Source organism: Amycolatopsis rhabdoformis, from assembly GCF_035918295.1.
Taxonomy (GTDB): Bacteria; Actinomycetota; Actinomycetes; order Mycobacteriales; family Pseudonocardiaceae; genus Amycolatopsis; species Amycolatopsis rhabdoformis.
Genome location: NZ_CP142149.1, coordinates 1773013 through 1789958, shown reverse-complemented (window position 1 = coordinate 1789958; position 16946 = coordinate 1773013). Strand labels below are relative to the sequence as shown.

General features: G+C 68.6%; 15 protein-coding genes. 8 read left to right on the top strand and 7 right to left on the bottom strand.

From position 1 onward, the window contains the following. The first annotated feature begins 330 nt into the window (after positions 1 to 330). On the top strand, positions 331 to 1104 hold the full coding sequence (locus tag VSH64_RS08380; protein ID WP_326834931.1) for a class I SAM-dependent methyltransferase: 774 nt from the start codon (positions 331 to 333) through the stop codon (positions 1102 to 1104). A gap of 351 nt (positions 1105 to 1455) precedes the next feature. On the opposite strand, the gene VSH64_RS08375 is transcribed toward VSH64_RS08380, so the two are convergent. Further along, positions 1456 to 2037 carry a TetR/AcrR family transcriptional regulator gene (locus tag VSH64_RS08375; protein WP_326834930.1) on the bottom strand — a complete coding sequence of 194 codons (582 nt, stop codon included), beginning with the start codon at positions 2035 to 2037 and terminating at the stop codon, positions 1456 to 1458. 167 nt (positions 2038 to 2204) lie between these two features. On the opposite strand from VSH64_RS08375, the gene VSH64_RS08370 reads away from it, so the two are divergent. Beyond that, positions 2205 to 3176: an SDR family NAD(P)-dependent oxidoreductase gene (locus VSH64_RS08370; protein WP_326834929.1), complete on the top strand. Its 972-nt coding sequence runs from the start codon at positions 2205 to 2207 to the stop codon at positions 3174 to 3176. A 245-nt stretch (positions 3177 to 3421) separates the two neighbouring features. Here VSH64_RS08370 and VSH64_RS08365 read toward each other — a convergent pair whose 3' ends face one another. Continuing rightward, complete coding sequence (locus VSH64_RS08365) at positions 3422 to 5113, bottom strand: sigma-54-dependent Fis family transcriptional regulator (RefSeq protein WP_326834928.1); 1692 nt, start codon at positions 5111 to 5113, stop codon at positions 3422 to 3424. Between the two features lie 109 nt (positions 5114 to 5222). On the opposite strand from VSH64_RS08365, the gene VSH64_RS08360 reads away from it, so the two are divergent. From VSH64_RS08360 to VSH64_RS08345, 4 genes are all read left to right on the top strand, one after another. Then, positions 5223 to 6863 carry an FAD-dependent oxidoreductase gene (locus tag VSH64_RS08360; RefSeq protein WP_326834927.1) on the top strand — a complete coding sequence of 547 codons (1641 nt, stop codon included), beginning with the start codon at positions 5223 to 5225 and terminating at the stop codon, positions 6861 to 6863. Between the two features lie 344 nt (positions 6864 to 7207). Beyond that, a complete protein-coding gene (locus VSH64_RS08355; RefSeq protein WP_326834926.1) occupies positions 7208 to 8356 on the top strand; it encodes a S1 family peptidase in 1149 nt (382 codons plus the stop codon). A gap of 64 nt (positions 8357 to 8420) precedes the next feature. Then, positions 8421 to 8810: a hypothetical protein gene (locus VSH64_RS08350; RefSeq protein WP_326834925.1), complete on the top strand. Its 390-nt coding sequence runs from the start codon at positions 8421 to 8423 to the stop codon at positions 8808 to 8810. Between the two features lie 168 nt (positions 8811 to 8978). Then, positions 8979 to 9101 (top strand): hypothetical protein, encoded by a 123-nt coding sequence (locus tag VSH64_RS08345; RefSeq protein ID WP_326834924.1) that lies wholly within the window; start codon positions 8979 to 8981, stop codon positions 9099 to 9101. Positions 9102 to 9394: 293 nt separating this feature from the next. Here VSH64_RS08345 and VSH64_RS08340 read toward each other — a convergent pair whose 3' ends face one another. Then, positions 9395 to 9979: a DJ-1/PfpI family protein gene (locus VSH64_RS08340; protein WP_326834923.1), complete on the bottom strand. Its 585-nt coding sequence runs from the start codon at positions 9977 to 9979 to the stop codon at positions 9395 to 9397. 76 nt (positions 9980 to 10055) lie between these two features. On the opposite strand from VSH64_RS08340, the gene VSH64_RS08335 reads away from it, so the two are divergent. Further along, positions 10056 to 11027, top strand: coding sequence for an AraC family transcriptional regulator (locus tag VSH64_RS08335; RefSeq protein ID WP_326834922.1), 972 nt, complete (start codon positions 10056 to 10058; stop codon positions 11025 to 11027). Positions 11028 to 11360: 333 nt separating this feature from the next. On the opposite strand, the gene VSH64_RS08330 is transcribed toward VSH64_RS08335, so the two are convergent. The 3 genes from VSH64_RS08330 to VSH64_RS08320 all read right to left on the bottom strand — a co-directional run bounded on the left by VSH64_RS08330 (position 11361) and on the right by VSH64_RS08320 (position 13591). Then, positions 11361 to 11516, bottom strand: a complete 156-nt coding sequence (locus VSH64_RS08330) for a hypothetical protein (RefSeq protein ID WP_326834921.1) — start codon at positions 11514 to 11516, stop codon at positions 11361 to 11363. A gap of 260 nt (positions 11517 to 11776) precedes the next feature. Then, positions 11777 to 11932: a hypothetical protein gene (locus tag VSH64_RS08325; RefSeq protein ID WP_326834920.1), complete on the bottom strand. Its 156-nt coding sequence runs from the start codon at positions 11930 to 11932 to the stop codon at positions 11777 to 11779. Positions 11933 to 11956: 24 nt separating this feature from the next. After that, positions 11957 to 13591, bottom strand: a complete 1635-nt coding sequence (locus VSH64_RS08320; RefSeq protein WP_326834919.1) for an AMP-binding protein — start codon at positions 13589 to 13591, stop codon at positions 11957 to 11959. 539 nt (positions 13592 to 14130) lie between these two features. On the opposite strand from VSH64_RS08320, the gene VSH64_RS08315 reads away from it, so the two are divergent. After that, the gene (locus VSH64_RS08315; protein ID WP_326834918.1) at positions 14131 to 15057 is read left to right on the top strand and encodes a helix-turn-helix transcriptional regulator; all 927 of its coding nucleotides are present in this window, start codon (positions 14131 to 14133) and stop codon (positions 15055 to 15057) included. Positions 15058 to 15617: 560 nt separating this feature from the next. Here the strand turns inward: VSH64_RS08315 and VSH64_RS08310 are convergent. Continuing rightward, entirely contained in the window at positions 15618 to 16850 is a 1233-nt protein-coding gene (locus VSH64_RS08310; protein WP_326834917.1) for an NAD(P)/FAD-dependent oxidoreductase, read from the bottom strand. Between the last annotated feature and the right edge of the window lie 96 nt (positions 16851 to 16946).

Genomic DNA, 16946 nt, shown 5'->3' with positions numbered 1-16946 from the left:
CAGTGATCGGGACTACTTCCGCGTGCATCACCGTTGCGATCGACGATGGTGCTGCACGAGCGGCGGGAGCTTCGGCACCAGTTCCGGCTGCACGCTCCCCGCGTGCTCGCAGAGCCCGGAATTCCGGTTCCGATCAGGGCCATTCCAGGCACAATGCGCGCGGCAGGACTCGATTCGCCGTTCTCGGAGGACTTAGGGGCCCTATCGCGACGATCACGGCGTCGCTTGGACCACTCAGGTCAGGCATGAGCGAACGGGGTTGCCCTGCAAAACCATTGGTGAACCGACTCGCTCCGCTGATGTACTGATGTGCCACCGTGAGTCTGCCGCGTGACGGAGGTAGAAGTTGTGACGGGTTATGACGCGCTTGCCGAGGTGTACGAGTGGCTCATCTCCGATCCGAAGCTGGCTCCGGCCGAGTTCGCTGCGTCGTTCGATGACGTCCTCAATCTCCTGCCGCCCAACGCTCACGTCCTCGATTGTTCGTGCGGAACCGGGCAGTTGGCGGTTGGCCTCGCCGGCCTTGGTATGCGGGTTGTCGCAACTGACGCCAGCGAAGCGATGGTTCGTCGGACCGCGGAGTTGTCCGGGGAGTTCGGGGCATCTGTCCGGACAATGCGGGCGGATTGGGAAGAGTTGCCCGACCATCTCGATGACGACACCTTCGACATGGTGTGCTGCGTTGGCAACTCGCTGCACCATGCCGTGGGCGCGAGCGGCAGGGTTGCTGCTCTGGAGCCGATGTCACGGCTTCTGCGCTCGGGCGGGCGCTTGGTGCTCACGTCCCGCACGTGGGAACTCGTGAGGTCCAGAGGTTCCCGACTGGACATCGGTGACCGACTCGTCCGCCGGAACGGTCGTGATGCCATCGTGGTCTACCGCTGGGAGATCGCACCGCTTTGGGAGCAGGAGCACCACATCGAGATTGCGGTCGCGCAAGTCGATGCGGCTGGGTCGGTTCTGGTCCGCTCGGAACTGCTGTCGTGCTGGCCCTACCGATACGAAGAACTCGAAGTCGAGTTGCACCGGGTCGGACTTCGGACAGAAATGAGCACGTTCAACCCTGAGGCCGAGAACTACCTGGTGGTGGCGAGCAAGGTATAGACAACGGGCTCGCGGATCGGACACGCATCACGGCGCGCTATCCGCGCCGATCGTGAGCACGCCGATGTATTGGGCGCAGCTGGCGCCCGACGCGATGGAGTGGCGTTCGGTGGTCGTCGGGTGATGGCCGAGCGTCGCGCAAGGATCGCGTCAGGTGCGAGCTTGCGTTGAAACACAAAGCACGCACTGGCGGACACGCCGAACAGCGGCTTGGTCGAACCACGCCGCGCCTGGTTGAACAGCTCCACAGCAAGCAAAAGGGGCAAGCGGCGGGCAAGCCGCCCACCGTGACTCCGAAGACGCTCAGGATCGGTATCAGCCGCCCTGCCGCGATCGGCGCGGCGCGGTCCGTCAGCGGCTCCGGACGCCTTCGAAAACGAGGTCGATCATCCGCTGCAGCTGCTCGTGCTGATCCGGCGCACCCGCGGCCATGGCGATTCCGCTGAGGGTCATCAGCAAGTCGTCCGCGGACACCTCGCGACGCGTCACCCCCGCGGCGCTGGTGGCATCGAGCAGGCTCCCCAGAGCGGCAGTCAGCTTCTCACGACTCTGCGCGAACGGGTTTCCCCCACTCACCACGACGGCCCGGATCGCGTCGGCGAGCCCGAGTTTCGTGGTCATGTACTGACCGAAGCGGTCCATCCACGCGCGCAGCGCTTCCTCCGGCGGTTTCGCCGCCAGAAGCTCACCCGCCGCCTCGCAGACCGCGACGAGTTCCGAGTGGTAGGCGGCCTCGATGAGCTCCTCACGCGTCGGGAAGTGGCGATAGATCGTGCCGACTCCGACCTGCGCGGCCTTGGCGATCTCGGTGAAGGGCACGTCGGGTCCGCGTTCGATGAACAACTTGGACGCGGCGGCGAGCAAGCGGGCACGGTTGCGCGTCGCGTCCGAGCGGGGACCTCGCTTGCTCGCCCGCGCGGCTGACTGGGGCACACCGGCTCCTTCCTCCTGCTGACCAGCTCGATCCGCATCAGCGGACGCGGCCCGGCGTGGTAATCGGAATATTTTCCACTTAAGCTTAGGTGGAAGTGATTCCACTTAGAGGCTACCGCCTCCTCAGCACCCGGGCCAGCGGCCCGAGCACGAAGGGACATTCAGCCATGGGTACCGAAGAACTGCAGAAGCCGGCCGGCGAACACGAGCGGCTCACGACGCCGTTCGGCTTCCACACCCCGGCCGGCGAGGTCATCGCCGGTGTCGACCTCGCCGGCCAGCGTGCGGTCGTCACCGGTGGGGCGTCCGGCATCGGCGCGGAGACCGCCAAGGTTCTCGCGGGCGCCGGTGCCGAGGTCACCCTCGCCGTGCGCAACGTCGACGCCGGTCGGCGCGTGGCCGGCGACATCGCGAAGGAGCACCCCGGCGCCAGGATCTCCGTCGCCCACCTCGACCTCGCCGACCGGGCTTCGGTGGCCGGGTTCACCGGAGCGTGGCAGGGACCGCTGCACATTCTGGTCAACAATGCGGGCATCATGGCGCTGCCCACACTGCGCCGCAGCGCGGAGGGCTGGGAGCTGCAGTTCGCGACCAACTACCTCGGTCACTTCAACCTGACGCTCGGCCTGCACCGTGCGCTGGCGTCGGCGGAGGGGGCCAGGATCGTCTCGGTCAGCTCGAACGCACACCGGACGTCGCCGATCGTCTTCGACGACCTCCACTTCGAGCGGCGCCCCTACGAAGCGTGGTCGGCCTACGGCCAGTCGAAGACCGGGAACGTGCTGCTGGCCGTCGAAGCCGGCACCCGCTGGGCCGGCGACGGCATCACCGCCAACGCCCTCATGCCAGGCGGTATCCGCACCAACCTGCAGCGCCACCAGATGGAGAACCTCACTCCGGAGGTCGAGGAGATCTTCGACAACTACCCGTGGAAGACCGTGCAGGAAGGAGCCGCGACGTCGGTCCTGCTCGCCGCCTCGCCGCTGCTTCACGGCGTCACCGGTCGCTACTTCGAAGACTGCAACGAGGCCGAACTCACCACCGACCCCGACTCCGAGGTGGGCGTTCGCCCGCACGCGCTGGACCCCCACGACGCCGCGCGCCTGTGGGACGTCGCGACCAGGCTCCTCGGCTCCTGATCCGTCCACACCGACCAGCGGCTGCCCGGGGTGCAGTTCGCATCAGGCAGCGGCAGGTCGGTGATCGAAAAAGCCTGCTGGCGGGTGAAATCTGACCGGCAACCGCCGTCGTCCTCGACATCAGGAAGACCGACATTCGCTCGGCACGGAGGCCGAACGACGGATCGCAGACTGCTGCCGGATGAGTGATTCGGCGAGCACCACCCGAAGCGCCGGCACTGATTCCGCGCCCATGGAGCCGAAGGTCAATCAAGCCCGTAACGCCGCATCTTGCGGTAGAGCGTCGCGCGGCCGATGCCGAGCAGCGTCGCCGCCTGGACGCGGTTGCCGTTGGCCGTCAGCAATGCATCGGAGATGGCCTGCCGCTCAGCCTTTTCCAACTCCGTCAAACGCGGATGTGCGGCTGATGAGCGCAGCCGTCCCGGCAGGTGGCGTGCGCTGACGGTCGGCCCGGCGGCCTCCGCCGCGGCCGAGGCCATCACGGCCTTCAGCTCGGCGAGGTTGCCCGGCCAGTCGTGTCGCTGCAGGGTGGTCTGCGCGTCCTGCGTGAGGTGCACGCCGCCGAAGCGCCGCGCGAGCTCGGGGATGTCGGCCGTTCGCTCACGCAGGCCGGGCACCAGGATTTCGACCGGCGACCAGCCGGTGCGCAGCACGTCCGCGCAGACCGAACCGGTGCCGGTGGTGAACGTCGCGATCACCCGTGCGGGATGCTCGCCGGCCAGCAGCGTGGCGAGCCGAGCGGCTCGGCTTCGGTGCAGGCGCTCGACGTGTCGGAGCAGCACCGCGGGCTGTGCGAGCGCCTCCTGGACCTCCGCGAGCCAGGTGTCGTCGTCGGCTGCATCGAGGACGAGCGGATCGCCGAGCACCGCTCGGGCGACGTCGGCCTTGCCCACGCCCGGTTCGCCGAGCAGCAGCATCGGGCGGGTGCGCACGCGCGCCACGGACCGCTCGAGCGAGCGCCAAGCCGGCGAGCTACCGGACAACGCGGCGTCCGCGAAGAGGGAAAGCCTGGCGCGGCGGCGTTCCGCACTCGGCGGTGGTGGGTCGACGACGATCAGCACGCCCGCGCTGTCTCCCGGTACCGCGGGGTGGAGGTGGACCTTCACCCCGTCGTCGAAGACCAGCTCGGTCGTCGGCAGCGCGCCTTCCCTCGCCGCCTCGATCGCGTAGGACTCCAGGGTGTCGATGTCCTGCGGCCGCAACAGGCCGGCCGCGGCGGCGCTGACGAGCCTGGTCCGGCCGTCCAGCACGGCGATCGGATTCCGAGCGGGCCCGGCTCGCAGGTAGGCCTGGAGCAGGCGGTGCTCGTGCGCCGAGGTGGCGTGCACCAGCTCGCGCTCGATCGCGCCGGTCGCCGTGGTCGTGATGGCGTGCAGCACCCGCAGCGGCGCATCGAGCTCGCACACCACCGCGACCGCGCCCAAGATCTTCCGGGTGACCGGGTCGGTGACGGGGGCGCCCGCGCACACGGTGTTCTGGTACAGCTCGAAGAGGTGCTCGGGCCCGCCCAGCACGAAAGGGCCGCCCGTGTCCAGGACATGGCTGATCCCGTTGGTCCCGGTGGAGGGCTCCGAAAGGTCCGCACCCAGCCGGGTGTCGATCCGGGCCAGGTGGGCGCCCACCGCCTCCTCGTCGGCCCAGCAGCCGACGACCCGCGCGTGGCCGTCGCTGAGCACCACCGCGGCGCCGAGCCCGACGAGATCGCCGGCGAGCTTGGCCAGCACCGGCGTCGCCGCGCGGACCAGCGGCGTCTCCAACGGAACGGGAACGGCCGGCACGTGGTCACGGGTGACGTCCAGCCCGGCAAAGCGGGACCGTCGCCACGCCGCGGACAACCACGGCGGCAGATCGTCCGGCAGCCGCCGCTCGGTCAGGAAGAGTTCCCTGGCGTGCCGCAGGCGGGCGACCCCGTCTCGCGTGTCGATCTCGTAGCCCATCCGTTGTCACTCCATTGTGGTCACCGGACTGCGTTCCGTGCCCGGCCGAGCGGCCGGCTGTTTCATTGTGAGACAACCGTGCGCGGCGCCCGCTCGTCAAGGTGGGGGCATGACGACAGATTCCGTGGCCCGCCGGGAGAGTGCCCGGCCCGCGCCGCTCACGTCCTGGGACGTCGAGACCGACGTGATCGTGGTCGGTGGTGGCGGGGGCGGCCTGCCCGCGGCGTTGTTCAGCCGGTGGCTGGGCAACGAGGTGGTCGTGCTGGAGAAGGCGCCCGAGCTCGGTGGCACCGCCCGCAAAGCTGCTTTCTGGTACTGGGTTCCCGACAACGAGCCCATGCGCGCCCTCGGCATCGAAGACCGGTTCGAGGACTTCCTCCGCTACGTCGCGCGCCTCTCCCAGCCGACCCGGTACGACCCGACCAGCCCGACGGCAGGTCTCACCGAGTGGGAAGCCGCCATGGTGCGCGCCATCCACACGAGCGCGAGCCCCGCGGCCGAACTGCTCGCCGAACGCGGAGCCCTGACCTACCGGCACTGCCCGGACGTGCCGGATTACTGGTCCGAGCTGCCCGAGGACAAAGCGCCGACCGGCCGCGTGCTGGTGCCCTCGGACGCCCGGGAGTCGATGTCCGACGGCGGTGCGCGCGCGATCGAGCAGTTGTCGAGCGCGGCCGAGCGCGACGGTGTCGAGGTGCGCACGGGACACCGCGTGCAGCGGCTCGTCCTCGACGGCGACCGCGTCGCCGGAGTCGAGGCCACGACCACGGCGGGGAACACCGTACGAGTGCTCGCGCGCAAGGGCGTCATCTTCTCGACCGGCGGCTTCGTCCACGACGACCTGCTGCGCCGCGAGCACCTCGGCGTGCCGGCGTACCCGGGGTGCGCGGCGGTCACCAACGAGGGCGACTTCCTGCGGATCACCTCGACGCTGGGCACGCAACTGGGCACCATGAACCACGCCTGGATGTGCCCCGTGCCGCTGGAGAAAGTCGGGCGGCCCGACCTGATCGGCATGTTCTCGGTGGCCGGCGACTCGATGATCCTCGTGAACCGGCACGGCGAGCGCGTGGCCAACGAGAAGCTGCCCTACAACGAGGCCGCCCGGACGTTCTTCCGCTGGGACCCGGCCACCGGGAGCTACCCGAACCTGGTCCTCGTCCAGATCTGGGACCAGCGCAGCCAGGACCACTCCGCCAGCGACGAATACGGCCGCCTGATCGTGCCGGAGGGCGCCGACGACACACACGTGCTCACGGCGCCGACCCTCGACGAACTCACCACGAAGATCCGCGAGCGGCTCGGGTCCCTCACCGCCGAAACCGGCGGCTTCACCCTCGCCGACGACTTCGCCGCCAACCTCCCGCGGACGATCGACCGGTTCAACGTCTTCGCCGCCAACGGCAAGGACGAAGACTTCGCCCGTGGCGAGACCGCGATCCAGCTGGTGTTCAACGGCCCAGTCAAGGAAGAGCCCGGTCGCGCCAATCCGACCCTGTGGCCGATCAGCGCGACCGGGCCGTACTACGCCGCGTTTGTCACGGGCGGCACCCTGGACACCAAGGGCGGCCCGCGCACCGACCCCGACGGGCGGGTGCTGGACGACCTCGGCGAACCGATCCCCGGCCTCTACGGTGTCGGCAACTGCGTGGCGTCGCCGTCGGCGCGCGCTTATTGGGCGGGCGGAGCGACCCTCGGGCCGATCATCGCGTTCGCCTATCGGGCGGCGCACGCGGTCGACGAGGAGTGACCAGCCCTGCCGGCCGATCGCCGGTCGGGCGTTCGGCGCCCGGCCGGCGAGGTGGATCGCTTGATGTCACGTCCCGGCACAGACGTGCCGGGGTCGCCCTGGCCCGCTGGCGCCGTGGCGGTCGTCGTCGCGTACTCGAAGGAATCAGCATGCGGGTAGATCGACATTGTCATTGTCACGACAGCCGACCCGCCCAGCCTCGCCGGCCGACTGACCGATGCGGCTCCACCGCGGCATAGGTCTTATGGGTAACTCCGTCCTCGACCGCAGTCGGACGCGGAGGCAGGGACAGCGCCGATAGAAATTCTCCCAGGTAATCCAGTTCGTCCCCAGGAGAAGGTCTGATGGCACACCCCGAACTCCGCCGCGCAGGAATACTGGTCTCGGTCTCGGCAGCTCTGCTCACCGGTTTCGCTTCCGGCGCGTCCGCGATTTCGCACGGCACGAACGCTCCCTCCGGCGCGGCGCCCTGGATGGCGACGTTGGCCTTCCCCGGCACTGGTCCGCTGGCCGAACGCGGCTATTGCGGCGGAACGCTCATCGCCCCGGATCGGGTGTTGACGGCCGGGCACTGCGTGATGGACAAGTCCCCCACCGACTTCGAGGTCCATCTCGGCGCCGACCAGCTGTCCCAGGCCGGCGAAGCCCCGCACCGAGTCCGCGGCTGGTTCTGGCATCCGGGCTGGCGCGAGATCGACACCGACGACGAATCGTTCGCAGCCCACGACCTCGCCGTGGTCGTGCTCGACCGGCCGGTGCTCAACGTCCGGCCGGCACGGTTCGCGACGCCGGCCGAGGTCGCGGCCGCCGTGACGCGAGGCGCCACCGGACAGGTCTACGGCCATGGCCGCACCGAGCGCACCGACCCGGCAAAGGGCGGGGAGACGGACCGGCTTCAACAGGCCGCGATGAAACTGCTGCCGCCGGCGCAGTGCGCACCGGACATCCCCCAGGATTCCGTGGGCAGCTCCGGATTCTGTGTCACCGGCGTGCCTGCCGGTCCGGCCGATCCGGCCCCGAGCGTCTGCGCCGGTGATTCAGGTGGACCGCTCATGCTGTCCACTGCGGAGGGTCCCGAGCTCGCAGGCGTGCTCAGCGCGGAAAGCGGCAACGAGTGCGACGGCGCCGTGCACCAGGGCGAGCTCATGAACCCCAGCGACTGGCGAGCGGAGGCCCTGCGCCCCCATCCCGCTTTGGCACCAACCGGGACGCTGCGGATCACGGGAACCCCGACCGCCGGCCAACGACTGGACGCCACGGTCGACGGACTCGCACCGCGCACCGCCGCCGTGCGCTACGACTGGTACCAGGAAAAGGTCACCGACAGCGGCTTCCAGTACTTCGTCGCGGTCGAGGGAGCCGCGACGCCGTCCTTGACCGTTTCCCCGGACCTGCTCGGCAAACAGCTGAAATGCGTCGCAACGCTGACCACCCCGGCAGGCGAAGTGCGGTTGGAGGCGCTGGTTTCTCAGGCCGGTGAATCTCAGCACTGACATCGCGTGCCGTGCCCGCCAGGCTGCATGTCTGGCATGGGCGGTTGAGGTCCGAGGGGTCGGGTTGGATGAGCCGGTGACTGTCTATGACGTGGCCCGCCGGCTTCCCGCCATCGCCGACCTGCGGGACCTGTGCCGCTCGCTCGCGATGCTCAACGCGATCCTCAGCCCGGACTGGGAAAGTCGGTACTACTCCTTCGACGCCACTTGGGCCGAAGGCGAGCACATGGCCTCGATGCGCAACGGATCCGGGGACGAGTACTCCATCGTGTTCTCGGCGGCCGGGGCTTATGTCCGTGGCTTCGACCACGAATCGCCGATGAGCCCGTATCGCCACGATGGCAAGCCCTGGCCGGGAGTCATCGACGGCGTTCCCGAGATCTTCAGGCCCTTCGTCGAGGAGCCGGCGTTCACCGACGAGGACGGCCTTCCCGTCGTGACGGCTTGCTTGTGACGGGAGACCAAGGACGATCGGTGGCACCACGGCACGATCGACTTCCCCTCGAACTCCGCCGACCCTGATGGGGCGACTGGTCTGTTCCAGCTGCTGGTCGACCGATCACCCGAAGCGTTCCAGCGCTTCGCCGAGGACTGTTACGAGGTCTCTGTGGATCTCGAAGCGGTGAGGGACCTCTATGCCTTGCGGCCGTTGAGCGAGGAACTCGTGTCGTCGTTGAACGGCGAGGTCACCCTGGCGGACCTGGCCCAGGACATCTCCGAGATCGGTTATCCGCGGGCCCGTTGATTTTATCCCTGTAGCCATCGCGTCGCTGCCGCCGGCAGCGTCGACCGAGCCGGTGGTGTGCGGTGGCAGGACGGGTCGTTCCTGTTTCGCGGCAGGCTCAACGACGGCACGCTCGAGGTGCTCCCGTACCCGTGGGAGAACCGCGTGCTGGTGGCGTTCGCGGCGGACGGCCACCACTTCATGACCATCCACCACGAACAGGGCAGCGGCGGCGCCAGCGCGCGTGAAGGCCAGGACACCGCGCGCCCCGCAGGCCGACATCGCCGGCGGCCGCGCGGGGCGTGGAGATCGGCTCAGGCAGGCTGCTGCTCGAGGTGGCGCAGGTGCTCCAGAATGCGGTGGATTTCGACGGGAAGATCGCCGGGCTTGCGGGCGGTGAAGATGTTGCCGTCCTGGACCACGGGTTCGTCGATCCACGTGCCGCCGGCGGCCTCGATTTCGGGGCGGACCCCGTACCACGCGGCGAGTCGGCGGCCGGTCGCCAGTCCGGCGGAGACCAGGACCTGGGGGCCGTGGCAGATCAGGCCGATCGGCCGGTCCGAGGCGATGAAGGTCCGGAGGAAGTCGACCGCGGCGGGGCTGTCGTTCAGTTCGACCGGCGCGTAGCCGCCGGGCACGTACAGCAGGAGGTAGTCGGAGGCGGCGACGTCGGCCACGGCCAGCGTCTGCTGGATGCCGAGGCCGGCTGCGCCGGTGAGGGCGCCGCCGGAGGGGGTGATGACGTCGACGTCGTAGCCGGCCTCGACGAAGCGGTAGTAGGGGTAGAAGAACTCGAGGTCCTCCACCTTGTCGGCGGTGAGGATGGCGATGCGGCCCTTGCGGGGCTCGTTGGTCGGCACGGCGACGCGGATGTCGGCGACGGGCACGGTCTCGGACACGGGATTTCCTCCTGCGTGGTCTACTGCGGATCGTTGACAACCTCTAACATAGGACGGAGGAAGGAGACGGAAAATAGTGAATAGTCCAGTGAATACCATTGATCGTCCAGAGCTCCTGGACCCTCTCGAAGACATCCTGTCGTTGACCGGAGCTCGGGCCCGGCTCACGGCGAGGCTCGTCGGCCACGGCGACTGGGCGCTGCTGTTCGCGGCGCCGCCCGGCGCGAAGTTCAACGCCGTACTGGAAGGCACCTGCACGCTCACGGTCGACGGCCACCCGCCGCTGACCCTGCGCGCCGGCGACATCTTCCTGCTGACCCGGCCGGTCGACTACGCGCTGGCCACCTCGCCCACGGTCGACGTGCAACCGGCGGCGCCGTACTTCCGGCCCACGCCGGCCGAAGCGGCCGTCGTCGGATCACCGACGGAGCCGGTCACCGCGGGCCTCGTCGGCGGCAGCTTCGAGTTCGACGGTCGGGCCAGGCAACTGCTGCTCGACGGGCTGCCCCCGGTGATCCACCTCCCCGGCCACGCGGAAGGCGCCCTGTCGACCCAGCAGATGCTCACCCGGATCGACCGCGAACTCCGTCACGACCGGCTCGGCTCCCGCGTGGTGGCCGAGCAGTTCGCCCTCGTCATGCTCATCGACCTCCTGCGCTACCACATCAGCGTCGGAGCAGCAGGCCGCAGCTGGATCTACGGCCTCGCGGAGCCGGTCACCGCGACAGCGCTACGGGCGATGCACGCCGACCCCGCCCGCCACTGGACGGTGCAGCAACTCGCCGAGGCCGCCCATGTGTCCCGCTCCACCCTGGCGGTCCGGTTCAAACAGGCCGTCGGCCAGGGGCCCTTGGAGTACCTGACCCGCTGGCGCCTGGAACTGGGAGCCGACCGGCTGGCCAAGACCGACCAGGGAATCGCGGCCATCGCCCGCGCGGTCGGTTACGGCTCGGAGGGAGCGTTCAGCCTGGCGTTCAAACGGATGACCGGCCAGGCACCGGGCGCCTACCGCCGCCACACCCGCGGCCACCCCGACGACGCCACCTGATCTGCGTTGGATCGCGCGCAACGTCGGCACTCGGACTGCGAGCGAAGAGCGTCACGGCTCGGTCGAGCCATGCGCGCCAACGCTGCCGACCTGGCCGGCTCGGATCGCCGCTTGAGGCGCCGTACCACCAGATCCGGGCGAGTTCTCTGGCGAAGGTGGCATCGTCGCTGCCGTCGTCGACGCGGCTGTGGTGTGCGATCGCGTGGGCACCTCCCCTGACGATGATCACGGCTCGCCGCACAATGCGGTTCACCACCGACCTGTGAGCGGCCACGCAATCGCGGCCGACCACTGATAGGAACAACTCGCGCGCACAAGAAATAGTCGCAAATCCTAGGCAGCCCGTCTGCATTCCTCCACTTCACCCTCAACCTTCTCGGCCAACACCTCGATGTCAGCGCACACCACACCCAGAGAAGTCGATTCCGACTTTTCGTACTCGTCATTCTCCGAATAGATCTTTTCGATGATGTCTTCGAAGAACATCATGGGACACTCCTCATACCACCATCCCCTTTTCACGCCCAGGAATCCGGATCCACGAAGAATTCCTTCGTCAAATCCCGCGACAGGACCGCCACTCTCAAGCGACGGCCAACCAAGATTGACTCTTCAACCATATCCACATCAACGGATGGATTCCACGACACACGACCAGTCACCGAACACCGTGCACGAATTTCCTTCACTCACGCCTGATCGTCCCGCTGGCGACTGCGCCGCAGAGTGAAAACCGATTGTGTCGCAGATCAGGAAAGCCCCGCAAATCGGCGAGTGACCGGCTGCCCACGGACTTGATCCGCGAAATGTTCGTCGACGAAGAACTCGTCGCGTTCAAAGCGGCTTGACGGCACGCCTTCAATGCGGCTGTCGCGATCGAGGCCGAACCGCACGAAGAAGATCACCGAGCAGCAGGCGTCGCGAGGACACTAGGCAGGGGCCGGCGATTCGGCTTGCCCGGCGAGCCAGGCGCGCAGCCGGGCCTTTTCCACCTTGCCCATGTGGTTGCGCGGTAACGCCTTCACGCGTTCCACTCGGGTGGGCCAGTACCACTCGGTCATGCCGAGACCCGACAGGTAGGCGCGCATGCCGGGCAGGCTGACCGGCGCGGTGGTCACGATCACCGCGCATCCTTCGGTGTCGGCTCGGTGTCCGACAATGGCGACGTCGGTGATGTCGGGATGCGCGCGCAGCGCATTCTCGACGTCGGCCACCGGGATCATGAACGCGCCGCCGATCCGGTCCGAGGCCCGTCCGACCAGCCGATAGCCACCCCTGCCGTCCACCACCGCCAGGTCCCCGGTGTCGTACCAGCCCTCGTCCTGCTCGGCCAGCACCCGCAGCGTCCCGGTGTCACGGCCCATGGTCGCCAGACACACCGAACCGCCCCGGATCATCAGCCGGCCCGGGTTCTCGTCGCTGACCGGACCGTCCGCGACCACGGCGCGTAGCTCGACCTCGGTGCCCGCGCCGGCACGGCCGATGCTGCGCGCGGCCCAGTCCGGCGGATCCTCGGGACGCGTGTGAATACTTCCGCCCTCGGTCATCCCCCACTGCGCCTGCGGCGACAAGCCCAGCACTTCACGCGTTTCGGCCACCAGTTCGAGCGAAGCCACGGTGCCTGCCATGGTGATCTCGCGCAGCCGCGGCAGCCGGATGCCGTCCTGGTGGACCGCGGCGAGCAGCTCGCTCAGAAATGAGGGCACCAGTATCACGTGCTCGATGGCGGTCTCGACCAGTAGCTGCGCGACGCCGCGGGCCTGCCAGCGGTCGACCAGCAAGAGAGCGCCACCAGTCACGAACGACACCGAGGCGCCCAACAGCCCGACCACGTGCATCAACGATTGTGGTGTGTAAAGGCGTGACGGTGTCCCGCCCTGGCTGGTCTGCTGGGCCGAGACCTGGGCGTACAGCGTGTTCAGGGTTCGCAGTGCCGCCTTGGGCTCGCCGGTGGTGCCGGAGGTGAACAACACCACTGCCACCGCATCGGGATCTGTCGAGTGGGGGGCCGGGGACGGATGCGGCTGCTCCTGGAAGAACTGGACGAAGTCGATCTCGCCGTCCTCGACGACGTCGCCGAGCACCACCCGGTGGCGCAGCGCCGGCAGGCGGGACGCCATCTCGGCCACGGTGGCGGCGTGCTCGTAGCCGTCCCAGCGGTCGGTGGTGACGAACACCGTGGCCTCCACGGCGGCCAGCATCCGCTCCAGTTCACGGCCCCGAATGGTGGTCATCACGGAGGCCAGCACCGCTCCCCGACGCCAGCAGGCCAGCGCCAGCGCGAGCGCCTGCCACCAGTTGGGCAGCTGGACGGACACGACATCACCCGCGCTGATCCCCAGCTCGGCCAGCGCGGCCGCGAATCGTTCCACCCAGCCGGCCAGCTCCCGGTAAGTCAACGTGACCGACCCGCCGTCCCGGCGAAACGCCAAGACCGCCTCGGCGTCGGGAGTTCGCTCAGCCCACCGAAAAACGTCTTCAACCAGACCATCCGCGCGCCACACCCCCGACGCGCGGTGCCGCTGAACAGCGTCAGGGGTCGGCCGGACCGAAAACGCCTTCATCCACCTCACCGATCTCGGTAGTGCCGCCTGCAGATTCACACCGCAGGCGAACGATGGTCTGCCCGAACACGCGCGGGCGCCGCGTCGGACTCGTCCTCCGGCACCAGGTCCGCAAGAGATCATCTGCTGGGTCACCCCCGACGCTAGCCACGCCGCCCGGCCCAGCCAGTCCCGTTCACGAACTGTCCGGCCGCATCGCGAAACAAGAACAGGCCCTGGCTTACGCGGCCCCCACTCTTCAATCGGGTGCTCGCCACGTCTTGTGCACCGGAAGATCCTTTGCGCGCCGTCCCGGTGTCCGTTTCGCGAAGTCCGGGTTTCGCTTTCCGGCCGAAGGCTGCGTGACGAGGACAGCGGCGCTCTGGGCGTGACCTACGATGGCGAGTGCCTGCTCCGGTCGATGACCAGCGAGTATCGACGACCAGCGCGAGGGAGCGATGGAGCACACCGTGGCGAGAACCGATCCGGCCCCGCGAGTCGAAGATGACGACTCGGGGCGGTGGAGTCTGCGTCAGCTGTGCCGGGCAACGGGGTTCGAGGTGTTCCGCGAGAATCTCAACAGCGTCTTCTACCCGGCGAAAGTCGAAAACCGCGAGCGGGCCACGCCGGTACTGCCGAGCTCCCACCTCAGCGCCGCGCAGCTGCGCCACCTCACCGTCGGCTACGTCTGTTTCGGCACGGAAACCAGCGTCGACCCGGGGGCATTGGGCGCCTACCACGTCAACATCCCCATGGTCGGAGCCGTCGAATCGCACTGCGGGCCGCGGGGAATGGTCGCGACGCCGGGACACGCGGCCGTCTTCACCCCCACGGAGCACACCTACCTGCCGCGCTGGGCCGCCGACGCCGAGCAGATCTGCGTCAAAATCTCCACCCGCGCACTCGAAGCCGAACTGGAAGGCCTGCTCGGGCACCCCGTAGGCACCTCCGTCGGGTTCGAGATCGATTTCCCCCTCACCTCGGGTGCCGGGCGAAGCTGGCTGTCCACCGTGAAGCTCCTGCTCGCCGAGCTGGCCGACCCGGAAAGCCTGGTCCACCGCTCCGAACGGCACCGCGAGCACCTCGAGTCCATGGTCGTCGACGGCCTCGTGCTCGCCCACGCCCACAACCACTCCGCCGAGCTGCACGAACCGCGGCCACCGGCCCGGCCCCGCACCATCAAGCGCGTGCTGGACATCCTCGACGCCGAGCCGGAGCGGTCCTGGTCGCTCGCCGACCTGGCCCGCCACGCCGGCGTGAGCGGCCGGCGGGTGCAGCAGGGTTTCCAGGAGCACCTGGGCATGACCCCGATGAGCTACCTCAAACGTGTCCGCCTCGAACGTGCCCGCCACGACCTGCGCGAGAACGCGGGGTCGGTGAGCGATGTCGCCAACCGCTGGGGGTACTCGAACCTCGGGCGCTTCTCCCGCGCCTACCGTGAGCAATTCGGCGAAACACCCTCGGCCACGCTGAGGAACGCGCGGTAAACCCGGCCACTGTTCCCTCCCGGCAAGAGTTTCGTGATCCGTCCTGCGCCGTCGCGATCAGAGCACGCCGCGATCGGCGACCGTCCTAGGGTCGACGCGCGCGGGTGTCCCGAGCCCGCCGAACGGAAGGGAAACACGATGGTCGTGGAGCAGGCCAACCTGCGGATCGCCGACGAATCCGCCGCGTACTACCGAAACAACGGCACGAGCTCCGCCGCCCGCCCCACGAGTTCACGTTCGACGTCGACCGCGGTCGCCGAGGACTCAGCGGCGTTGCCCGTGAGTGTCATCGCTTCCTCTGTCCACTCTGCACGATGACCGGCGGGTCACCGACGGTCCACGCGGACCGGGTCGTGCCGACGAACGTAGGCGCAGCAACGGATCCGGCCCAGCCGGTCCCCGCATCCACCGGCCGGAATGCGCAACGAGAATCAGGGGGCCGCCGAGGTCGGCCGAGGCCTTTCCGCCACGTCAGCAGGAATTCGACGACCGAAAGCGCGCAGGCACATGCGCCCTGGCACCGGCGGCGGCCGGTACCAGGGCGCAAAGAGTGGGCGACCTCAGCTTGCGCCGAAAGTCTTCACGGGCTCGTACACCGGCCATCCCGCCTGCGGCCCCGCCTGGCTCAGCAACTCCGCCGGGTCGTCCACCGGCGGATAGATCCACTGTTGGTTGATCGTGTGCTTGAGGTCCTTGGCGATGTCCTCGGTCATCTGCACGTCGCGGTCCCAGCCCGAGGTCACCACCGCGCCCGCCGGTCCCAGCGAAAGACAGGTGACGTACGGGACCGGCTCGAACCGCACGAGCTCCTCGTCGAGGAGATCGGCGGCCACGTTGTGCCCTGCGAACTTTCCTTGCGGGAGCGCGTGCTGACAGCTCTGCATGACGACCCGCCCCTCCGAGGGCGAAACAGCTGCCGCGGTGTCCCCTGCCGCATACACGTCCCGAAGTCCACGCACCCGCAGATACTCATCGACAGGGAGCCGGCCGAGCCGATCCTTCTCCCCCGGGATGAACGAGGTGAGCGGACTGGCGGTCATGCCCGCTGTCCACACCACCGTGGCAGCCGGAACAACCGTTCCGTCGGACAGCCGAACCCGATCCGGCGCGACCTCCTCGACGCTGACCCCCAGCCGTACCTCGACACCGAGGTCCGCCAGCGCCTTCTGAATCGCCGGGCGGGGTCCCTCGCCGAGCTCCGGACCGATGGCGTCCATCCGTTCCACCAGCACGACCCGAACCTGCTCCGCCGGCGCCAGATCGGCCAGCCTGCCGACGAGCTCCGTCGCGATCTCCAGCCCGGTGAATCCCGCGCCGACGACCACCGCGGTGAACCGACCGGCCTCAGCCGCGCGGTCGGGCAGGCGACGCAGATGACCGTCCAACGTGGCCGCGCCGCCCAGAGTGTCGATGTCGAAGAGATGCTCGGCGCCCGGCAACCGGGGCCGGACAACCTGGCTGCCCGCGGCGAGCACCAGCCGGTCGTAGCCCAGCTCGGTTGTGGTGCCGTCGCGCCGAACCGCGGTGACCACCCGCGCGCCGGTGTCGATGTCGGTCACCGTGCCGGCAACCCGGCGGACGCCAATCGGCCCGAGCACCCGATCCAGCGGCACCCGCATCCGGTCCGGATCGGCTTCGTAGAGCCGCGGCCGGATCACCATGTCGTCACCGGCGCTGATCATCGTCACCCGCAACTCGTCTTCGGTCAGTCCCCGTTCCCGGCGCAACTTTGCCGCGCTCGCCGCACTCCACACACCCGCGAACCCGCCACCCACAATAAGGATATTAGACATCCAGATTCTCCTTCGAGTACCGCAATCCGAGCCATAGCTCTCGAGGTGGAGACTATTAATCTGGATACACACTGTCAAGATACTGAAAAATTGCGG